Origin of the sequence: Paraburkholderia sp. HC6.4b (genome assembly GCF_014200875.1) — a bacterium.
Taxonomy (GTDB): Bacteria; Pseudomonadota; Gammaproteobacteria; order Burkholderiales; family Burkholderiaceae; genus Paraburkholderia; species Paraburkholderia tuberum.
On sequence record NZ_JACHDC010000012.1, the window covers coordinates 175,960 to 196,399 of the forward strand.

Sequence of the window (20,440 nt, forward strand, 5' to 3'; positions counted from 1 at the left end):
GCCTGAAACAATGGGGAAATGATGGCCGAACTTCAAGCGAACACGCGCGCCAAGGCAACGGCGAGCGTGACCAATCAGTCCGATTTCAACGCACTCCTATCGCGCGAATTCAAGCCCAAAACGGAGCGCGCGCGCGAGGCTGTCGAGGGGGCTGTCCGGACGCTCGCTCAACAAGCACTGCTTACATCGGCAACGGTGTCCGACGACGCGTACAAAAACATAGAGTCAATTATTGGGGAGATCGATCGCAAATTATCCGAACAGATCAACCTGATTCTCCACCATGAAGATTTTCAGAGTCTTGAAAGCGCATGGCGTGGGCTTCATCACCTCGTCGCGAACACGGAAACCGATGAGAAGCTGAAGATCCGCTTTATGGATGTGTCGAAGGACGACCTGCGTCGCACGATGAAGCGCTATAAAGGGATTGCGTGGGACCAGAGTCCGTTCTTCAAGCAAATTTACGAGGAAGAATACGGGCAGTTGGGTGGCGAGCCGTACGGCTGTCTCGTCGCCGACTACTACTTCGATCACACGCCGGCCGATGTCGACCTCCTGGGCTCGATTGCAAAGGTGGCCGCAGCGTCGCATGCGCCGTTCATTACGGGCGCGGCACCGTCCGTGCTGCAGATGGACTCGTGGCAGGAACTCGCCAACCCGCGCGACCTGACGAAGATTTTTACGCAAAACCTTGAGTACGCACCTTGGAACTCGCTGCGTAGTTCGGAAGACGCGCGCTACATCGGCCTTGCAATGCCGCGTTTCCTTGCACGTCTGCCGTATGGCGTCAAGACGAATCCGGTCGACGAATTCAATTTCGAAGAGACGACCGCCGGCGCGGATCATCAACGCTATGTATGGTCGAACGCGGCCTACGCAATGGCGGTGAACATCAACCGTTCGTTCAAGAACTACGGTTGGTGCACGCTGATTCGCGGCGTGGAAAGCGGTGGGGTAGTTGAAAACCTGCCGTGTCACACGTTCCCGACGGACGACGGTGGCATCGACATGAAGTGCCCGACGGAAATTGCGATCTCCGACCGCCGCGAAGCGGAATTGTCGAAGAGTGGTTTCATACCGCTCATTCACCGCAAGAACACTGACTACGCGGCGTTCATCGGCGCGCAATCGTTGCAGAAGCCGATCGAGTACCACGATCCCGACGCAACTGCGAACGCGAATCTATCGGCACGTCTTCCGTATCTGTTCGCGTGCTCGCGCTTTGCGCATTACCTGAAGTGCATCGTGCGCGACAAGATCGGCGCATTCAAGGAGCGGGACGAAATGCAGCAATGGCTCAACGAATGGGTCATGAACTACGTGGACGCCGATCCCGCGAATTCGTCGCAGGAAACCAAGGCACGTCGACCGCTGGCCGCGGCCGAAGTGGTCGTCGAGGACGTCGAGGGAAATCCGGGATATTACCAGGCGAAGTTCTTCCTGCGTCCGCATTTCCAACTTGAAGGTCTGACGGTTTCTTTGCGTCTCGTCGCGAAGCTGCCGCTCGTGAAGGATGCAGCCTGACCTGACGTCTACCGTTCATTCGGTGATTGAGCGACGGACAGGCGCTCACTAAATATGCCTGACTTTCATTGAGCATCTTTAAAACTAATCGGTATCAAGGAGTATTTTTATGGCGCAAGACATCTTTCTCAAGATTAACGGGATTGATGGTGAGTCGGCAGACGCTAACCACAAGGACGAAATCGATGTTCTGAGCTGGGCGTGGGGCGTTACGCAGCAATCGAATATGCACGTTGGTTCCGGTGGTGGCGCTGGCCGAGCTACGGTCGACGACTTCACGTTTGAGCATTTCATCGATCGTGCAACGCCCAACCTGACGCAATACTGCCTGACCGGTAAGCACATCGACGAAGCCAAACTCGTCGTGCGCAAGGCTGGCGGTAATCCGCTCGAATACATCAAATTCACGATGAACGACGTGCTGGTTACCTCGGTGCATCCGTCCGGCGTCAGCGACAGTGAATCGCGTCCGTGCGAAACGGTGCGTCTGTCCTTTGCTCGCCTGAAGCAGGAATATGTGGTGCAGAACGCGCAAGGCGGTAGCGGTGGTGCGATCACGGCGACCTTCGATATCAAGAAGAACACAGCCTAAATCGCACATTTTCCTGAATCTTGGCACGACGACCCTTTTGTCCGGGACGCCGTGTCAAGGTTGTTAACCGGGATGCCTGGCTGGATGCAGGCATCCTGGTTCATTCAGGGCGATGTGCGAGATCACCTTGATACCGTCAGATGGTTTCGATCTTTTTTTCCCGCTTCGCGATATGGCTGCGTATCGGAGGCTGGCTAGCCCTAAGCGGGGCGAGCGCATGGCTGTCCGGGTGCGCTACCGCGTCGGCTCCCGTTGTCAAGGAGCGAACGACCCTCCGGCTTCAGATCGCGGCAAACGAGAACGTCAATCCGAACGAGTGGGGAACGGCGGCGCCGATCCTCGTGCGGGTCTACGAACTGAAGTCGCCGACGGCGTTTCAAACCGGCGACTTTTTCACGCTGCAAAGCGACGACAAGAAAATCCTTAGCGACGACGTGCTGGTCGTTGACGAATTTATTCTGCGTCCCGGCGATACACGCGAGATCGTCCGGAAGTCGAACCCCGCCACTACCGCAATTGGCGTGCTGGCCGGCTACCGGGATCTCGGGAAATCGGTCTGGCGCGCGGTTTACCGGTTGCCAATCGCGCCCGACGCCGCATGGTACAGGATGGCTCTTCCAGACAAGGAACAGAAGCTGACGATCCAGCTCGATCGGCGCACTGTTTCGATTTCAAAGTCAGACTAATTTCGATGAGTTGGTATAGCAAAGTTGTTTGGAGCGAAGGACTCTTCCTGCGCCCGCAATTGTTTCAGCAGCAGGAGAGGTATTTCGAGTCGTTCGCGCATCGCCGGAGCGCGCCGCTGAGCCCGTTTTTCTGGGGCTTCAGCCGTTATGAAATCGATCAGGAATCGCTCGCGTTCGGCAAGCTGGTGTTCAAGAGCGGGCTCGGCGTATTTCCAGACGGCACACCGTTCGAGGTGCCTGGCCTGACGCTGCCCCCGCCCCCACTGACGATCGGACCGGAACATCAGGAGCAGGTGATTTACCTGGCGGTCCCGCTTCGCTTGCCTAACACCGAGGAAACCGCCTTCACCGAGCAGAGCGGATCGCTGGCCCGTTACCATGCGTACGACGCCGAACTGCGCGACAGCAACGCGATCGGCCAAGGTCCGAAGCCGGTCCAACTCTCGAATCTGCGCTTGCGGCTGTTGCCCGAGAAAGAGCTGACGCAGTCGTGGATCGGGCTTGCGCTGACGCGCGTGAAGGCGCTGCACGCCGACGGCGCCGTGTCGCTGCACAGCGCCGACCACATTCCGCCCGTGACCGGTTACGGCGCGAATCCACTGCTGCGCGAATGGGCGATGCAGCTGCACGGTCTCGCGCGACTACGCGCCGACGCGCTCGCCGCCCGTCTGTCAGGTTCTGATGGCCGTACGGGCGCGGCGGCCGAAGTGGCCGACTATCTGCTGCTCCAGGTGCTCAATCGCTATGAGCCGCTGCTGGAGCATATTTGCCAACTCGAGGAGACCGCGCCGGTGACCCTGTATCGCGAGCTCGCGCTTTTCGCGGGCGAGCTTTCGACCTTCGTGCGTCCGCAAACGCGGCGTCCGCGGGCGGCGCCGGGCTATGACCATGCGCAGCTCTACCGCAGTATCAGGCCCCTCGTCGAGGAGGTTCACTATCTGTTGAACCAGGTGTTGATTCGTGGTGCGCAGCCCATTCCGCTTACGGAGCAGGCGCATGGCATCCGTACGGCCGCCATGCTGCCGAACGAATTGGCCGGTTATTCGAGCCTCGTGCTCGCCGTGGGCGCGCAGATGCCTTCCGAATTGCTGCAGCAGCAGTTTCTTGCCCAAACGAAGATCAGTCATCCGCAGCGCTTGCCGGAATTGATCCGTTCGCACCTGCCGGGTCTGACAGTGGCGGCGCTGCCGGTTCCTCCGCGCCAGATTCCGTTCAACTCGGGCTTTATCTATTTCGAACTGTCGCGTACCGGACCGTTCTGGGAACAGATTGCGCGGCACGGAGGGCTTGCCATGCATGTCGCCGGGCACTTCCCGGAACTCAAGCTTGAGTTGTGGGGCGTACGTCAAAAATGAGTACCGGTGCATACGGGGACGACGCGTTCGAGTTTCTGTTGAACCCCGACAACTCTGCTTCTGGCCAGAGCCAGCCGTCTGCCAGTCCCGCTGGGCGTCCCACAACCGCGGGTGTCGCCAATCAGGAACCGGTGGTCGATGCGGCCGCGTTCGATCCGCCGGAACAAGTGCAGACGCGTCTGGAGCGCATGAAGGCTGCGCGCAATCCGTTGTGCGAAGGCGCGCAGCCTTTGTTGCGCATGCTGGCGGACATGCCGGCTTCGCTCGATTCGTTGGCTGCGGTCGCGAGCTTGCGCTCGCTGCTGGTGCGTGAGGTCGCCGCATTCCAGAAGGTCTGCGACAAAGCGAGTTTGCCGTGGAAGCACGTGGCGGCTGTCCGTTACGCGCTGTGCACCGCGCTCGACGAAGCCGCCAACCGCACGCGTTGGGGGAACGGCGGAATTTGGGCCGCGGGGGGGCTGCTGCTCAAGTTCGAAGGAGAAGTGGACGGCGGCGAGAAGTTCTTCCTGCTGATCGGCCGCATGGCAACGGATCCCCAGGAGTACATCGACGTCCTCGAGGTGTTGTATCGCATTCTCAGCCTTGGATTCGAAGGACGCTACAGCGTTGCCGCGGACGGTCCACGTCATCTGGAGCAGATCCGGCAGCGAATGCTGACGCTTATCAGCGGCACGCGGGACACGATGCGGCTCGAACTGTCGCCGCACTGGCGCGGCGAGGAGCCGGGCAGGATGCGGCTGCTGAAAAGCGTGCCGGTCTGGGCGACGGCGGGTGTCGCTGCGCTATGTGTGTTCTCGCTGTTCGCCTGGTACAAGTATCGGCTTCTGGCGCAAAGCAATGCGCTGGAAGCGAAGATTCTCGCGATCGGAGAGCCGATCAAGGTCGCGGCCCCGGTCGTTCACGAGCGCTTGCGCCTGTCGATTTTGCTGAAAGACGAGATCGCTCGCGGCCAGGTCTCCGTCGAAGAGACCGCGAGCAGCAGCCGGGTCGTGTTCCGTGGCGACTACGTGTTCCTGCCGGGGCAAAGCCGCATTCGACCGGAACTGGATCCGGTGTTGACCAAGGTCGCGCAGGAGGTCGTCCGGGTCGGCGGCAATGTCACGGTGACCGGGCACACCGACAACCAGCCGATTCATACGGCGGAGTTTCCTGACAACCTGGTGCTATCGGAAAAGCGCGCCGCGTTCGTCGCCGACGTATTGAAGGCGCACGGCATGCCCGGCAATCGCATCGAGGCTGTCGGCAAGGGCGATACACAACCTGTCGCGGACAACAGTACAGCGGAAGGTCGTTCCCGCAATCGACGCGTGGAAGTCTTCGTCACGCATTAACGGGAAAGCCTTGATGTCTTATTTGAACCGCTTATCGAAACTTGTGCTCACGCGCCAGACGCTGGTGCTCGCCGCGATCCTCGTGACGGCTGTGGCCGTCTGGTTCGTGGGACCTCTGATTGCGTTTGGCGACTACCGCCCACTCGAGAGCGTGCTCTCGCGCACGCTGTCGATCGTCGTGCTGTTATTGCTGCTGCTGTTCTGGCTGCTCGGCTGGTCGCCTGGTGTCATCGGCGTCGCGTTGCTGTGTCTCGCGCTCTGGTATTTCGGACCGATACTCGCGTTCGGCGAAACGCATCCACTCGGCACCACCTGGTCCCGCGTGCTGCTGATCTCGGTGCTGCTTGCCTGCTACGCGATCTATGGGCTGTATCGTCTGTGGCGGGCAGTGCGCAGCGATGACGTGCTGCTGCAGCGCGTTCTGAACCCGTTCACGAAGAAGTCGGCCGCGACCCCTGTCGCACGAGACGAAATCCGCGCGCTTCACGCGGTCGTCGCGAAGGCCATCGACAAGCTCAAACGCATGCGCGGCGGACCGGCAGGGCTGCGTCGTCTGCTCGAAAGCCAGCGCTATCTGTACGAACTTCCGTGGTACATGGTGGTGGGCTCGCCAGGCGCCGGCAAGACGACGTTGGTCCTGAACTCGGGTCTGGATTTTCCGGAGGCGGATCAGATGGTCGCGGCGTCGCTGAGAAGCCGCGTCGAAACGGCGAACTGCGACTGGTGGTTCGCGAACGAGGCGGTGCTGATCGACACCGCTGGCCGCTATACGGTTCAGGACGCAGCGTCGCAAGACGCCGCGAAGGTTGACGTCGATCCGGAAGACCTGAAGAGCGTGAACGAGGCCGAGTGGCGCGGCCTTCTGGGGCTGCTTCGCAAGCGGCGCCCGCGCGCGCCGATCAACGGTGCGTTGCTGGTCGTTTCAATCGAAGAGTTGTTGACGCACCCAGCGCCCGAACGAAAGGCGCTCGCCGCGTCCATGCGCGCTCGGCTCGGCGAGTTGCGCCAGCAGTTGGGGATTCGATTCCCCGTCTACGTGCTCGTCACGAAGCTCGATCTGCTGCCCGGCTTCGGGGAGTATTTCCAGTCGTTGACGGCGGAAAGCCGCGCGCAGATTTTCGGCTTCACACTGCCTTATCAGGAAGCGGCGGAACAACACGGCCGCGACACACTGCGCCTGAACTGCGCGGCCGAAATGCGTGAGCTGGAGCAGGGACTCGAAGACGGCGTCAACACGAGGCTGCAAGAGGTGTACGAGGTCGATCTGCGCAAGAAACTTTATGCGCTGCCGTCAGAATTTCGTAGCCTGTGTGCGGAACTCAATGAATTGCTCGCGCTGGTGTTTCTCGATTCGAAGTACGACGACTCGCAGTTGAACAGCACGCTGCGCGGCGTCTATTTCACGAGCGCGGCGCAAACTCACGAGGCCGTGTCCGCCGACAGCTCCACGCTCTTGCAGCGGCTGCGTCGCGGGCTCGCGGGTTTATTTGGTGCCGCGCCGAATACGGTCTCGCCGTCGTCCGGCGACGCGACGCCTACCGGCTATCGCGGCTATTTCTTGCGCAATCTGTTTCAGCGCGTGATCCTGGCCGAAGCGCATCTGGTGCGGCCGAACCTGTACTGGGAAGTCCGCTTCCGCGCGTTGCGTCTTATCGGACATCTGCTCGCGATCGTCGTGGCGGTGTGGCTGATTGGTGCGCTCGTCGTGAGCTTCGGCAACAACCGCGAGTATCTCGCCGCGATCGATGGCAAGGCCAATGCGCTCGCCGCGCGGGTCTTGTCGCAACGGAAGGCGCCGCAGCCCGGGACGATGGGGACGCTTCTGTCAGCGTCGCGTGACCTGCCTCAGTTCGACGGCATGGACCTCGACAGTCCCGGTGTCGCATGGCACTACGGGCTCTACACGGCGCCCGCCATCCGCGTCGCCGCCGGCGAGACTTACAACAATCTGCTGAAACAGATGCTGCTGCCGCAAGTCGTCGGCCGGCTCGAAACGGTGCTCGATACGCAAATCGGCGTACAGGACGCGGACGGCGTTTATCGCACGCTGATGGTCTACCTGATGCTGTTCGATGGCTCGCACTACGACGCGAAAGCAGTCAAGGCATGGGTGCTCGGCGACTGGGAACACGCCAACAGCGTCGCATCGCTCGGCGAGCGCAACGTGATGGCGCGTCACCTCGATGCGCTGATCGTGGAAGGGGTGCCCACGGTGCCGGCAAGACCGGTGAATGCGCAGCTCGTGCGCCGCGCGCGCGAGTTCCTTGGCCGCAATCCGGCGTCCGGACGGCTCTATGAACGTGCGATGAACGCCATGGCTCCCGAGGCGCCCGAGAACGTCACGCTGCTGAGCGCCGCAGGTCCGCAGGCCACTACCGTGTTCATGCTGGCCGGCGGTTCGACGCTCGCGCGAGGTATCCCCGGTCTCTATACCTACGACGGCTATCACGCCGTTTTTAACAAGCGCCTCCCTGATTTTCTCGAGCAGGCGCGAAAACAGGACGCTTGGGTGATGGGCGAGGCCGATGCATCGGCGCGGCGGCGGCGGATGGCAAACGGCAACGCACCGCGCAAGGACAGGCTCGCCGACGATATCCGTCGCCAATACCTGACCGACTATGGCAATTACTGGAGCCAGTTTCTCGACGACGTGAGACCGGTGTCCGGCAGCGAAGGCACCCTGGCGCCCGATCTGCAGACGCTGCGTACGCTGGCTGCGCCGGATTCGCCGCTGGCGAGACTCGCGCGAACGGCCGCGCGCGAGACGTCGCTGTCGATCGTGGATGGCGCGGACGAGCCGTCGGCCGCCGGTAGTGCCATGAACGTGATCATGCGTCGCTCGCAGGCGGCGCGCGCGGCGAGCGCCGTGGCCGCAACCGCCACGATCGGTCAGCTCGCGCAACAGAAGATGGAACGTGAACTGGTCGACAGACGCTTTGCCGCGCTGCGCGAAGTCGTGACCGGCCAGGCCGATAGCGGGAGCGCGCTGCCCGGCGGCAGCGGCGTGCTGCAGCTGGGCGGCGTCATCGGGCTGATCAACGAGCAGTACACGCGATTGATGACGGCCGGCGACGTGCTCGCCACCAACAGCATGCCGCCCACGGACGACCTCGGCTCCACGCTGCAGCTCGAGGCGCAGAAGCTTCCGCCGCCGTTTCGGGCCGTGCTCGTGGGCCTCGCGTCGCAGTCGATGCGCAAGGTGGACCGCAATGTCGGCTCCTTGCTCACGATGCAGGTCGAATCGAGCGTTGGCGCGCAATGCCGACGTGCTGTCGAAGGCAAATATCCGTTTGCCGCGAGCGCCCAGGAAGTCGACATCGACGATTTCAATCGCGTGTTCGCGGCCGGCGGCCTGCTCGACGACTTCTTCCACAAGACGCTCGCCAGCCGCGTCGATACGAGCATGCGGCCATGGCGCTATAAGCCGGTCAGCCCCGGCATGCCGCCCATGCAGGGACCGGGCCTCGAACCGTTCGAGCGCGCCGCGGCGATCCGTCAGACATTTTTCCGCGATCCCGGCGCGACCCGGATGTCGTGGAACGCGGGCCTCAAGGTCGTGTCGCTGGACCCCGAGATTACCGATCTGCTCATCGACGTCGACGGGCAAAACCTGCGCTATGCGCATGGTCCGGTCACGACGTCCCCGATCACCTGGCCGGGGCCGCGCGGCGGTTCGATGGCCGGCCTCACCGCGAATCCGCGCGTGCGTCCGGACACGTCGACCGTCATGACCGAAGGTCCGTGGGCGCTGTTCCGTCTGATCGACCGGGGCCGCGTGACGTCGACGTTGTCGTCGAGCCGCTCGGCGGTGGACTTCAATTTCGACGACCGGCACGCGGTCATCGAACTGACATCGGGCGGACAGTCAGGACCGCAACTCACGGCGTTGCTGCGCGATTTTCGTTGTCCCGGTAGCGGACACGCGATGGGAAGGCGAGCGGACGCGTCGTCAGGCTCCGCATTCGCCGACGAACTGTAGCGTCTAGCGTCTTTTCGATATAGAGAATTTAGAGGAGTGCATGTCAAGTAATCCCTTGAACGCGATAAGTGTGCAAAGCCGCGCAGTGACCGTATCCAGCGCGGCGATACCGCGGTGGCCGGGGCAGACCGCGGACGGACAGACGCAGCCGGCGCTGGAGTTCATGTCATTGAACGGCGACGAGCATCTCGGCAAGCTGTTTGAGTACGAACTGCTGTTGCGCACGCCTGACGATTACACGGTACCGCTTGCCGTCAGTGCCAACCTCGACCTGAAGGCGCTGCTAGGCAAGGAAATGACCGTCGCGATCGACCTCCAGCCGAGCGCCGACACCGAAGCATGTCAGCGCGAAATCACCGGACTCGTCGTCGCTGCGCAATACCTGCGTCGGGACGGCCGCTACAACGTCTATCGTGTCGTGCTGAAGCCGTGGCTGTGGCTGGCGACCCTGACGACCGACTACAAGATTTTCCAGAACAGGACGGTCATCGAGATCATCGACGAGGTGCTGAAGGACTATCCGTACCCGGTCGAAAAGCGCCTCGACGTGAGCCGCTATGCGCTCGAGGGTGAGAGTCCGACCAACGAACCGCGCACGTTCCAGGTCCAGTACGGCGAGACCGATTACGACTTCATTCATCGTCTGATGGAAGAGTGGGGCATCTACTGGTTTTTCGAGCATGCCGACGGCAAGCACCGGCTCGTGCTGTGCGATCACATTGGCGCGCACCGCCACTCGCCGAACCCCTCATACCGGACGCTGGCGTTCCTACCGCAGGGCGGCAAGACCGACACCGAATACATCAGCGCGTTTTCGACGGCCGAAGTCTTGTGCACCGGTCACTACGTGACGAGCGACTTCGACTTCACGCGTTCGCGCGCCGACATGCGGGCGATCAATCAGCAACCGCGCGACACCAGTTGGAACCTGCTCGAGCGCTACGACTGGCCGGGCGACTACACCGACAGCAGCCACGGTGAACTGCTGGCGCGTACGCGCATGGAAGCACTGCGCGCGCCGGGTACGCGAGCGCAAGGCGAAGGTAACGTACGGGGACTCGCGTGCGGGCAGACGTTCGTGTTGACCAACTACGACTATACGACCGCGAACTGCGAATACCTCGTCATCGGTACGAAGCTCGACCTGACCGGTACGCCGGACGAATCGGGTAGCGGCTACGAATACACCTGCAGCAACAAGTTCGACGCGCAACCGACAAGCGAAGTGTTCAGACTGCCGCGGGAGACCTCGAAGCCGATCGTCAACGGGCCGCAGTCGGCTGTCGTCGTGGGTCCCGAGGGCAAGGAACTGTGGACCGACGAATTCGGCCGCGTGAAGGTCCGCTTCGTCTGGGACCGTTACGGCCAAAACGTCGAAACCGACTCCTGCTGGGTCCGTGTGAGCCAGGCGTGGGCCGGTCAGGGTTTCGGTGGCATCTACATTCCGCGCATCGGCCAGGAAGTCATCGTCGACTTCTGGAACGGCGACCCGGATCGTCCGCTGATCACCGGGAGCCTGTACAACGCGGCGACGCGTCCGCCCTATGACTTGCCAGGCAACGCGACGCAGAGCGGTTTCATGAGCCGGTCGATGGAAGGGGGCCTGCAGAACTACAACAGCATCCGCTTCGAGGACAAGGCGGGTGCCGAGGAATTCACTTTGCAGGCGGAACGGGACATGAACCGCCTGACGAAGCTGAATGAGTCACACGTCGTCGGTGCCGACTACACGATCGGCGTGGCCGCGGCGCACAGCATGACCGTCGGCGCGACGTCCAGCACGATCGTCGGCGGCAAGTACTCGGTAAGGGTGAAGGGTGTCGCCTTCTATTCCGTGGGTCTTGCACACTTTGTCTCGATTGGCGGGGCGGAGGAGACCGCGGTTGGGGGTGCCTCCCTTCTGACGGTGGGCGGTGCACGTACGGTCACGGTTGGTGGCGCGTCGACCCACGCGGTAGGCGGAGCCTATTCGCTGTCGGCCGGAGGGGCGCTGTCTATCGTGTGCGGCAAGTCGTCGCTGACCATGAACAAGGATGGCGAGATCAAGCTCATCGGTAAGTCGATCCGCATCCAGGGTGACACCCGTGTCGTGGTGCAAGGCACGCCGCTGGACCTTAACCCCGGTGACAAGGAATGCGGCAGCTCAGTGACGGTGCCAGTTCCTGTAGTGGTGCTCGATGCGCTGGACGTTCCAGTTATTCCGTCACCTCCATCGGACGAGCCGCTTCCGACGATATGTCCGCTTCCGACGATATGTCCGCCGCCCTCGGAAGAACCGCCGCCCTCGGAGGAACCGCCGCCCTCGGAGGAACCGCCGCCATCGGAAGAGCCGGCACCGTCGGAGGAGCCGCCGCCCTCGGAAGAGCCGGCACCATCGGAAGAACCGCCGCCCTCGGAGGAACCGCCGCCATCGGAGGAGCCGCCGCCATCGGAGGAGCCACCGCCGTCGGAGGAGCCGCCGCCGTCGGAGGAGCCGCCGCCATCGGAAGAGCCGCCGCCCTCGGAGGAACCGCCGCCATCGGAAGAGCCGGCACCGTCGGAGGAGCCGCCGCCGTCCGAAGAGCCGCCGGAAACCGGCATTGACACGTAACAGCGTATTTCGCAATACCGTGCAGACGGCGAATGCCTTCGCGCATCGCCCTGCACGGACGTTCAGTTTCCATGAGGAGAAAATCGATCATGTTTCCAGCGGCTCGCAAAGGCGATGCGATCGGACATGGCGGTTCGATCGTCTCGGGTTCCCCGACGGTCTTCATCAATCGATTGCCTGCGGCGCTCGTCGGTATGAGCTCTGCCGTTTGCGCGCTGCACCCGTGCTCGCAAGCTGTGGTCGCGGGTTCGGGTACGGTGTTGATCAACAACGTGCCGGCGGCATTGGTTGGCGGCAAGGTTTCGTGTGGCGCGCCGTGTTCCGCTGGCTCGCCAGACGTGCGCATCGGTTCATGATGACGATGGGGGCCATGTGACGACGGGAGTCGCGGGAATCGGCGGCGAGCTGGTCGGCTTGCCCGGCGTCGTATTGCCCCTCGCCAGTGTCGGACCGTTGCTGGATCGCTGTGAGCGGCTCGGCGACGTCGTCGACCGCTTGCGGATGCGTCGTGCGCTGTCGGGCATTCTGTGCGGCTCGGTCGAGGTAATCAGCGGCAGCAAAGTCTGCCTACCTACCGACGAAACCGACTTCAGGCTGCGAGGCCGTCTTCCGCTCGTATGGTCGCGTTGTTATTCGAGCGAGCAGCACGCGCACGGGCTGCTCGGCGTCGGTTGGCGCACGAGTTGGGAAGTCACGCTGCACAAGCGGGACGATCAACTGCTCTACACCGACGAATGCGGCAGCACGCTCAGCGTGCCGTTTCCCGAGCGCGGGTCGCAGGTAATTGCGTCGGCTGCGCAGTTGCACATCGCGCATCTGAGCGACGGACGCCTCGTCGTCGCTGATCTGACGCCGCATTACCGCGTGTTCGGCGACTTCGACGCGAACGGAATCGCACGGCTCAAATACGTCGAGGATCTTCGTCAGCAGCGGATCGGCCTGATCTGGGATCCCGGCGGGCGCTTGCTGCGCATGCGTGGAACCTGCGGCCACGAGCTGCGCATGCACTACGAAGCGCGGATGGGCGCGCGTCTGAGCGCTGTCGAGTGTGTCGACGGCGGTCCCACCGGCGCGCTGGTCCAGTACGGCTACAGCCAGCGCGGCGAACTCACCGAGGTACGCAACCGGGTCGGCGAAATCGTGCGTCGCTTTGCATACCGCGATGGGCGGATCGTCGAAGAAGCAGACGCGCTCGGAATGGCGACACGCTATGTGTGGCAGACGATCGGCGGCGCCGCGCGGGTGATTCGACGAGTCGCGTCAGAAGGCGCGCGTGAGCGCTTCGCCTACGACTTCGATAGCCGGACCAGTGAGGTCAGCGACGTCTTCGGCAACACGGCGCATTGGCAATACGACGAGCAGGGCCGCGTGCTGTCGCACACAGACTTCGACGACCGGCGCTACCGGTTCGACTACGGCGACGCCGTCGCGCCGCTCACCATACACCTGCCCGGCGAGCGGGTGGTTCACGTCGAATACGACGGGCTCGGACGCGTCGCGTGTGAGACGGATCGCGAGGGCGCAACCCGCTCGACGCAGTATGCGTTTGCGTCACGCGAGCCCGTGTCAGTTGCGTTGAGCGATGGCCGTGTGTGGATGTGGGCACGCAACGATCGCTTGCAGCCGTTGCACTATCAAACCCCGTCTGGAGAATTCACGCGTTTCGAATATGGTGACGATGGCGATGTCGTGTGCTCGACGGATGCGCAGGGGGTCGCCACGACCTTCGCGCATAACGCGTGGGGGCAGGTGACACGTCGCACTGGAGTTGGCGGAAGCACGACGGACTACGAGTATGACGTCAATGGTTACGTAGTCAGTGTGACCGACGCGCTCGGCGCGGTCACGCGAATCGAGCGCGATGGGCTCGGCCGACCGTTGACCATCACGCGTCCGGACGGACAGGCCGAGCGTCATGTGTGGAATGCGGCTGGCCAGCGGACGTCGTTCGTCGGCCCGAGTGGCCGAAGCCGGCACTGGTATCGAGACCGGCAAGGCAATGTCGTACGCGCGGTCGACGAAGAGGGGCACGTGATCGTGCGTCGATACGATGCGCATGGGCGCCCGGTTCGAATCGAAAGCGCGAACGGCGCGGTGCAGTTGCTTCGGTGGAATGCCAGCAGTTGCCTGTCGATCACGGATGCCGATGGCGTGGAACGCAACTTCGACTATGCGGATACCGGGCAGGTCCGTTGTCTCACGTGGCAGGCGGGCGGGCAACAGCGTCGCGAAACGTTCGACTACGACCGCGCGGGCCGTCTGATCCGGCGTGAGACCGCGCACAACCGCTATATGTATCGCTACGGGCCGCGCGGATTGCTCGACTGCGTGAGCCGCGAGCCAACACGAGAAGGCGAGCTACTCGGAACCGGAGCGGATGAGATCCGCTTCGAACACGACGCCGGTGACCGTCTGATCGCCGAGCACGGCGCAAACGGCACACTGCGCTACACGTACGACGTCGTTGGCCGCCTTGTCGCGATTCAGCTGCCACAGGGGCAGGAGTTGCGTATGCGTCGCTTCGAAACTGGCGCTGTCGCGTTCGTCGAACTGGACGATCGACAGATTGCGCGCTTCTGGTATGACGCGATGAGGCGTCCGGTTGCGCGCACGCAAGGCCGTTTGCGCACGCATACGGGCTATTCGCCGCTCGGCTTGCCGGTGTGGTGGCGCTCGGTGACGGGGCGCGACGTGGATACGCCGGGCTGCGCGACAGAACCTGTCGCCGGATTGTGGCGCGAAGCCGATTACAGTCTCGCTGACGTGATCGTCAGGACGGGCGCCGAGGCCGACGGTCAGACGTGGTACGACTACGACCGGCGTGGCTGTCTGTTGCGCTCGGTGTCGGAGAAGGGGGACATCGAGTATTTCACGTGGGACGCCGCTGGCAATCTGCTCGATACGCCTGGCGGCAGCTGGTTCCCGGCCGCGTATCCCGACCACCGGTTACGGGAGTGCCGCGGACATCGTTATGACTATGATGTGTGGGGGCAATTGGTGCGTAGGCGTGGCCGCAACCATACGCTATCGCTCGATTGGGATGCGGAGGGGCACGTCATTGCCGCGCACCGCAAGGGCTATACCGTGCGCTATCAGTACGACGCGATCGGTCGACGTATCGGCAGGCGTGTCGAACCCGCTTCGTCACGGCGTGCGCAGCAGTCATCGACGCCGGAACAGGACGAGGTCACGCGCTATTTGTGGCAAGGACACAGACTGATCCAGCAGCAGCGCGCGATGGAACTGCGCACGTACCTGTATCAACCCGAGCCCGACCGCTCAACCGGCTTCGCGCCGCTCGCTTGCGTGGACCAGACCCTCACCGATGATGGCGCGATCAAGAACACGCAGGTCTATCACTATCACACTGACGTCGCCGGTACGGCCGTCGCGCTCACGGATGAGACCGGCCAGGTGGCATGGCGCGGGCGTTACCGGGCGTGGGGCAGTCTTGTGACGCCAGAGTGGCCAAGCAGCGACGCGTTTGCGCAGCCGCTTCGTTATGCCGGCCAATACGCGGACGATGAAAACAAGCTGTACTACAACGGTGCGCGTTTTTATGATCCTCACGCGGGCCGCTACATCAGCCCCGATCGCAACGGCGAAGGCGGAGCCAGTCCGTATCGCTACGCGCCGAATCCGCTGACGTGGTGCAATCCTGTCGGCCGCGCGACGCCGGAGGCGTTTCCGTGCGTCGTCGTCGCGGATGCGTCATGCATCGATGGCGCACCGGACCCGGCTCAATACCTTGCCGGCGTCGTCGAACAACTCCACGACGTAGCAGGCTGGGAGCTGGCCAAGTTCTGATTCGAAAGTCACATGGAAGTCGAGCCAGCCGTTTTTCCGGTATCGGGAAAGACCGCTGCCGTCGACGGTCTCGCGGCGCAGTACCGTCTCGTCGTTGCCGTAAATCACGACGGTGACTGACGTCGCGGCCCGCAGCGCGTGCTCGACGCCGGGCGTGACCAGATGCCTGTCGAATCCATTCTGATGTACGCACACACGGACGTCGTTTGCGCGTAGCAGAGAAGCTTTCCATGTCGCTTCGTCGGGACGTTGCGTGCCCGCGACTGGTGGAACATCATTCAATACCGACTGCTGGACACCGCGCCACTTGAAGCCGATGCCCGCGTAGGCCTCGTAATCGGCGAGCGTGCGTTCCGCTCCGAGTCCATACTTGCCGAACTCAATGCCAGCCAACGTTTCTCCGTCGATACCGAGCAGAGCACGATTGCGCTGCAACGAGCGCTCGTTGCGCTCGTGCCAGGGCTCGTCGATTTCACCCCGTTCCTTGGCCTCGTGATTGTGGTCGTTCCACATCTTGACGCGGTATGAGCGCAGATATTCGTGCCAACCGATCAGCCTGTGCGGACTGTACAGGTCATAGCCGTGGGTGAACGCACGGACGGCAAGCGAAATCTCCTCGCCGTGAAAGAAATAGTCAGGATCGTGCTGGACCGCCTGGGCAAAGTGACCGTCGGCAAATGCGAAGTGCGCGCTGAAGAAGCGTGAACGGACCGGGCGAATGCGCGTTCTCCAGTCGGAGAGTGTCTTCGAGCGAAACAGGACCACCCCTTCCCTGGAAAACCTTGCATAGGCCAATATCCCCGGCTCGTCGCTGGATCGAGCGTCGTCGTTCTCGGGGTCGTACATCGGAAGGTAGGCGGTCAGCACGGGTTTCGGACTTGCATCGCGTAAAGACTCCAGCATCTCGATTGCGAGCGTGTCCCATGCGTCGACGAAGCGGTGGTGCGAATCGAGTTGCAGCGTGTAGCGCTCGCCGCCGTATCGCTGTTGGACCAGATTGCGAGCCCAGCATGCGCCCTGCGTCATCATGTGGGGCACGTCGATCAATTCGATTTTCGCTTCACGATGACTGAGATGTTGGATGGTCCAGCTGTCGGTCTGCTCGGTTCGCCAATTGCCAAAGCCTTGCTGCCAGAATTGGATCATCGTCTCGTCGTGCGCATGCTGCCAGCAGACGATGATCCGTAGTAGATCAGGTTTTCTAGCTTTCTGGATCAAATCCAGCAGGGTGGGGATCAACTGCGGGTCGCGATAACTCGCGATTTGCACGAAGATCGAGTGCGGCGGTGTGACGGATAACTGGGTCATGCGCGTTGATTCTGGTGGACCTTCGTCGTTGAATAGTCGATTCAAAGAATGGTCATCGTGACTGTTGCGGTTGCCTGGATCCTGCCTGCGCTCGGCGTTGCTGTTCCGACGCGCAGCACCGTCGCCTCGAGTGCAAACGGCGATTGCATCGCGCCCTGCGGTGTGTGGACGAGGGTGCTCGTCGGATCGTTGGGCCTGAAGATTGTGTTGGTTGAAACATCCCGCAAACGAATCGCGAGATGCGTCGCGCCGGTGTTCTTCAACAGGCTGCTATCTTCTGTATCGGGGGTTCCGGAAAGTACGGCAGTAATCGAAGCCGGTGGCGTGGGCCCGGTGCAGAGCACCGTAAAGTCGACTGGCTGGGTTGGCCCGCTTGTGGTCGATACATCGCTTGGGCCGAACGTGCCGAAATCGATGTTCAGTGTGCTGGTATTGACCGAGCAACTTGGAAGAACCTTGACGTTGATGCTGCCGCCCGTGATGGTCACGACCCGATTGCCGTCACCCTCGGCGACGCCGGCTCCCACGGTGTTGAGTATCACGTTGACGTTGCTTGCGATGTCGCCCGTTTTGACCAGTTCGATCTCGAATTGCGAGCCAATGCCGAAGCGCGCATAGATAACCTGATCGGGTTCGCCCGCGGGATAGGAAGGCGTAAACGGAAGTGGCGAGTTCACGCCGGTTGCACGAAGATAGGTCAAACGAAAGCCGATGCCTGGGACGTTCGTGTTATAGACGGTAGCCCCCAATACAACGGACGGCGTTGCGTTGGAATACTGCATTGATACCGTGCCCCCGTTGGTGCAGTCCGCGAAGTTCGCATAGGTCGCGTACGCCGGCGACAAGCCCGTGGCGATCACCGAGCCGACCGGTAACGCCGGATCGATCGATACCGAGCTTTCCCGGAACGGTATGTTGACCGTTAATGTTTGCCCCGCGATGTAGCCTTGAGACAGCAGTTCGGAAACTTGCGAAGGCTTCAACTGGGTGCAGGTGGCGAACGCGAAATGGGGTATCGCGAAGCAAACCAGGATTAGAAAATGAATGAGTCTTTTCATTGGAAGTTGTTGGTTGAGCGGCGGACTGAATAGGCTGACAGCGGGGAAAGTCGCACATGCGCGCACGTCGCCTCAACTGTCGGCTACGTCCCATTTAGCGAGTAAATCGGCGGGAATGATATGGGCGAGTTCTGAAAACCGTTTGCCCACCATTCGTTCCGATTGGCGCAGCAAAACAATGACAGGACTGCTCGGTTCGTTTTGCTCGAACCACATGCGTGTTTCCTGAATGGCTGCGAGCGCGCTCCAGCGATCCATTGGAGAAGGCGCAGTGATTGGCAGTTCGGTCGGCGCGTCGGACTGCTGTAGCGTCGCCGTAGCCACGATCGCCGACGCCGATCCACGCACGCTGTCGTTGTCCTGCTTGTTGTCCTGCTCGTTGACGGCTCGGGCGGGTGCTGGCGCGGACCCGCCGCCGCCCACCCGATGCTGCGCGAATGGCTCCAGCGCTCGGGACAACGCGCCGAGATCGGGCGCGTCGGCGTCGAGCATCTCATCGCACCATGCGCCAATGCGCTGCGTCAGACACTGCGCTTCGACTAGTGCGGCCATTGCCGCGTCGCGTCGGCCCCACAATTCCTTGAGCAACCGGGCGACGGATTCAGGGGCGAGCGCGTCCTTCTGGCGCGGCGTCGCGAATGATTTTTCGATATCGCGCAAATGCAGTTGAAGCCCCGCGGCCCTCGGCATCGGGATGTCGCGCGCATCGGCCAACGTGCCATCCGGTTCGACGAGTCCGCCGATCGCGTTGGCGAACATCGCCGGGTCTCGCTCGCCTTCGAACACGGGCAGCGGGTGGAGCGCTTCGCCATAGCATTCGAGCATCGCCATCAGCAATGCCAGTCCGTCGCGCAGGCCAGCCGCGCCGTCGAGCCGGGTTCGGCAACGCAGCAGGATCACCGCGAGGCGAATGTCTTTTGTCCGCAGCAGCAGCGCGCGGCAGTCGCGTTCAATGTCGGCCCAATTGGCCGTTGGCGGCACGTCGACGAAGTCGCCGTACTGCGCTTCGGCGCGTGGGGCCGCGGCCGCCTGCAGCATCACGAAGGCCGGATCGTATTCGAGATCGGGACCGCAAGGCGCGTGTGCGCAGACCGGTTCGAGCAGATCGGCGTAGCGCAGCACGACGGCGGGAGTGTTGGCGTTCATGCGAGGGAACTCCGGGGTCGGTCGTTGTACTGTTCAGGTTCGAAAACCATGCCGACGACCGGCAGGTCGTCGAGGGAATCACCGAGCCACGTCGAGTAGCCGAGTCTCTGCGACGTGCCGATGCAGGCGGGTGGCGCCGCGCGGGGGTTGACGAGCAGCTTGACCTCCCACGCGTATTCGTGGCCGACGAAGGCTCGCACCCATTCGACGAACGTCGGCAAGTCCTCGCCGTGCGGCGTGAGGCGCAAATACTGATCGAGGTCGAGCGGACCCACGACGAGCCGGAACTTGTGTTGCCGGTCGGGAATTGCCTCGCCGAGTTGGGCGCATTCACCGATGATCGCCGCGGGCCCCGGCACCCCGAGCCTCGTATGTTCCGATGCGCACAGATGGATCCAGTGCGGCACGAATTCTTCGATCGTCATCGGAACACCGAAGTAATGCGAGAGCGTCGCCGCGATGCCGTGCGGAGTCCGCGCCTCGCGCACGAGGTGCGCCGCCGCGCTGTAGCGCGAGTGCGTGGGCAGACAGGACTGTTCCGCCTCGGCCGGATCGACGCCGATCAGACTGGCGACGTAGAACGAAAACGTTTCGTCGCCGGCACGGTCGAGCGACGCGGTGGCTTGCCCCGATGCCCACGCGCGATAAAACTGCGACAGCGCGCGGTGATGGAACAGATCGACCAGCCCGACGAGCGCATGATCCTGGTGGCTTTCCACACGACTGTGAGCCAGCTCCGTCATATGCAGCGGCAGCGGCCCCTGCGGCCCCCACAGGCCGAGCCCGAACAGCCGCACGTCGAGGCGACCGTCTCGCATGCCGAGCGACGCGATTTCGCGTGGCGCAAACGCGAGAGTGGGTTGCTGACCGATCCGGAACGGCTCTTCTTGCGGCAGACTCGCGGTGCCCGGCAACGGCATCAGCGGGTCGCGCGCGGCGATAGCCCGCAGCAGGCTCAGGAAGCCGGACTGCCACGGCGCGTCCGGATCGAACCACGCGTCGAGCGATTGCGGATCGAGCGATGATCGCGTTGGCGCGACGGCGCTCGCCATTGCCCCATCCAT

Annotated in this window: 13 protein-coding genes; 9 read left to right on the forward strand and 4 right to left on the reverse strand. The window is 62.6% G+C overall.

What is annotated here, in order from left to right; genetic code table 11:
• The first annotated feature begins 21 nt into the window (after positions 1-21).
• From tssC to HDG34_RS19645, 9 genes are all read left to right on the forward strand, one after another.
• Positions 22-1,524 carry a type VI secretion system contractile sheath large subunit gene (gene tssC, locus HDG34_RS19605; protein WP_184061832.1) on the forward strand — a complete coding sequence of 501 codons (1,503 nt, stop codon included), beginning with the start codon at positions 22-24 and terminating at the stop codon, positions 1,522-1,524.
• Positions 1,525-1,633: 109 nt separating this feature from the next.
• Positions 1,634-2,116, forward strand: a complete 483-nt coding sequence (locus tag HDG34_RS19610; protein WP_184023663.1) for a type VI secretion system tube protein Hcp — start codon at positions 1,634-1,636, stop codon at positions 2,114-2,116.
• Between the two features lie 140 nt (positions 2,117-2,256).
• The gene (tssJ, locus tag HDG34_RS19615) at positions 2,257-2,802 is read left to right on the forward strand and encodes a type VI secretion system lipoprotein TssJ (protein WP_184061773.1); all 546 of its coding nucleotides are present in this window, start codon (positions 2,257-2,259) and stop codon (positions 2,800-2,802) included.
• Positions 2,803-2,807: 5 nt separating this feature from the next.
• Positions 2,808-4,157: a type VI secretion system baseplate subunit TssK gene (gene tssK / locus HDG34_RS19620; protein ID WP_184061774.1), complete on the forward strand. Its 1,350-nt coding sequence runs from the start codon at positions 2,808-2,810 to the stop codon at positions 4,155-4,157.
• Positions 4,154-5,488: a type VI secretion system protein TssL, long form gene (gene tssL / locus HDG34_RS19625; RefSeq protein WP_184061775.1), complete on the forward strand. Its 1,335-nt coding sequence runs from the start codon at positions 4,154-4,156 to the stop codon at positions 5,486-5,488. The genes tssK and tssL overlap by 4 nt, the downstream gene beginning before the upstream one ends.
• Positions 5,489-5,501: 13 nt before the next feature.
• Complete coding sequence (gene tssM / locus HDG34_RS19630; RefSeq protein ID WP_184061776.1) at positions 5,502-9,467, forward strand: type VI secretion system membrane subunit TssM; 3,966 nt, start codon at positions 5,502-5,504, stop codon at positions 9,465-9,467.
• Between the two features lie 40 nt (positions 9,468-9,507).
• Positions 9,508-12,057, forward strand: a complete 2,550-nt coding sequence (locus HDG34_RS19635; RefSeq protein WP_184061777.1) for a type VI secretion system Vgr family protein — start codon at positions 9,508-9,510, stop codon at positions 12,055-12,057.
• 89 nt (positions 12,058-12,146) lie between these two features.
• Positions 12,147-12,413 carry a PAAR domain-containing protein gene (locus tag HDG34_RS19640; protein WP_090810707.1) on the forward strand — a complete coding sequence of 89 codons (267 nt, stop codon included), beginning with the start codon at positions 12,147-12,149 and terminating at the stop codon, positions 12,411-12,413.
• 16 nt (positions 12,414-12,429) lie between these two features.
• On the forward strand, positions 12,430-15,864 hold the full coding sequence (locus HDG34_RS19645; protein WP_184061778.1) for an RHS repeat-associated core domain-containing protein: 3,435 nt from the start codon (positions 12,430-12,432) through the stop codon (positions 15,862-15,864).
• Here the strand turns inward: HDG34_RS19645 and HDG34_RS19650 are convergent.
• The 4 genes from HDG34_RS19650 to tssG form a co-directional block, all read right to left on the reverse strand.
• Positions 15,769-17,172, reverse strand: coding sequence for a GlcNAc-transferase family protein (locus HDG34_RS19650; RefSeq protein ID WP_184061779.1), 1,404 nt, complete (start codon positions 17,170-17,172; stop codon positions 15,769-15,771). The genes HDG34_RS19645 and HDG34_RS19650 overlap by 96 nt on opposite strands.
• A 41-nt stretch (positions 17,173-17,213) precedes the next feature.
• Positions 17,214-18,230, reverse strand: coding sequence for a fimbrial protein (locus tag HDG34_RS19655; protein ID WP_184061780.1), 1,017 nt, complete (start codon positions 18,228-18,230; stop codon positions 17,214-17,216).
• A 72-nt stretch (positions 18,231-18,302) separates the two neighbouring features.
• The gene (locus HDG34_RS19660; protein ID WP_184061781.1) at positions 18,303-19,376 is read right to left on the reverse strand and encodes an ImpA family type VI secretion system protein; all 1,074 of its coding nucleotides are present in this window, start codon (positions 19,374-19,376) and stop codon (positions 18,303-18,305) included.
• Positions 19,373-20,440: a type VI secretion system baseplate subunit TssG gene (gene tssG / locus HDG34_RS19665; RefSeq protein WP_184061833.1), complete on the reverse strand. Its 1,068-nt coding sequence runs from the start codon at positions 20,438-20,440 to the stop codon at positions 19,373-19,375. Before tssG ends, HDG34_RS19660 begins: the two co-directional genes overlap by 4 nt.

What these genes read in the sequence shown, in the direction of transcription:
- tssC (WP_184061832.1), top strand. Translation starts at nt 22, where the DNA reads ATGGCCGAACTTCAAGCGAACACGCGCGCCAAGGCAACGGCGAGCGTG.
- HDG34_RS19610 (WP_184023663.1), top strand. Translation starts at nt 1,634, where the DNA reads ATGGCGCAAGACATCTTTCTCAAGATTAACGGGATTGATGGTGAGTCG.
- tssJ (WP_184061773.1), top strand. Translation starts at nt 2,257, where the DNA reads ATGGTTTCGATCTTTTTTTCCCGCTTCGCGATATGGCTGCGTATCGGA.
- tssK (WP_184061774.1), top strand. Translation starts at nt 2,808, where the DNA reads ATGAGTTGGTATAGCAAAGTTGTTTGGAGCGAAGGACTCTTCCTGCGC.
- tssL (WP_184061775.1), top strand. Translation starts at nt 4,154, where the DNA reads ATGAGTACCGGTGCATACGGGGACGACGCGTTCGAGTTTCTGTTGAAC.
- tssM (WP_184061776.1), top strand. Translation starts at nt 5,502, where the DNA reads ATGTCTTATTTGAACCGCTTATCGAAACTTGTGCTCACGCGCCAGACG.
- HDG34_RS19635 (WP_184061777.1), top strand. Translation starts at nt 9,508, where the DNA reads ATGTCAAGTAATCCCTTGAACGCGATAAGTGTGCAAAGCCGCGCAGTG.
- HDG34_RS19640 (WP_090810707.1), top strand. Translation starts at nt 12,147, where the DNA reads ATGTTTCCAGCGGCTCGCAAAGGCGATGCGATCGGACATGGCGGTTCG.
- HDG34_RS19650 (WP_184061779.1), bottom strand. Translation starts at nt 17,172, where the DNA reads ATGACCCAGTTATCCGTCACACCGCCGCACTCGATCTTCGTGCAAATC.
- HDG34_RS19655 (WP_184061780.1), bottom strand. Translation starts at nt 18,230, where the DNA reads ATGAAAAGACTCATTCATTTTCTAATCCTGGTTTGCTTCGCGATACCC.
- HDG34_RS19660 (WP_184061781.1), bottom strand. Translation starts at nt 19,376, where the DNA reads ATGAACGCCAACACTCCCGCCGTCGTGCTGCGCTACGCCGATCTGCTC.
- tssG (WP_184061833.1), bottom strand. Translation starts at nt 20,440, where the DNA reads ATGGATGGGGCAATGGCGAGCGCCGTCGCGCCAACGCGATCATCGCTC.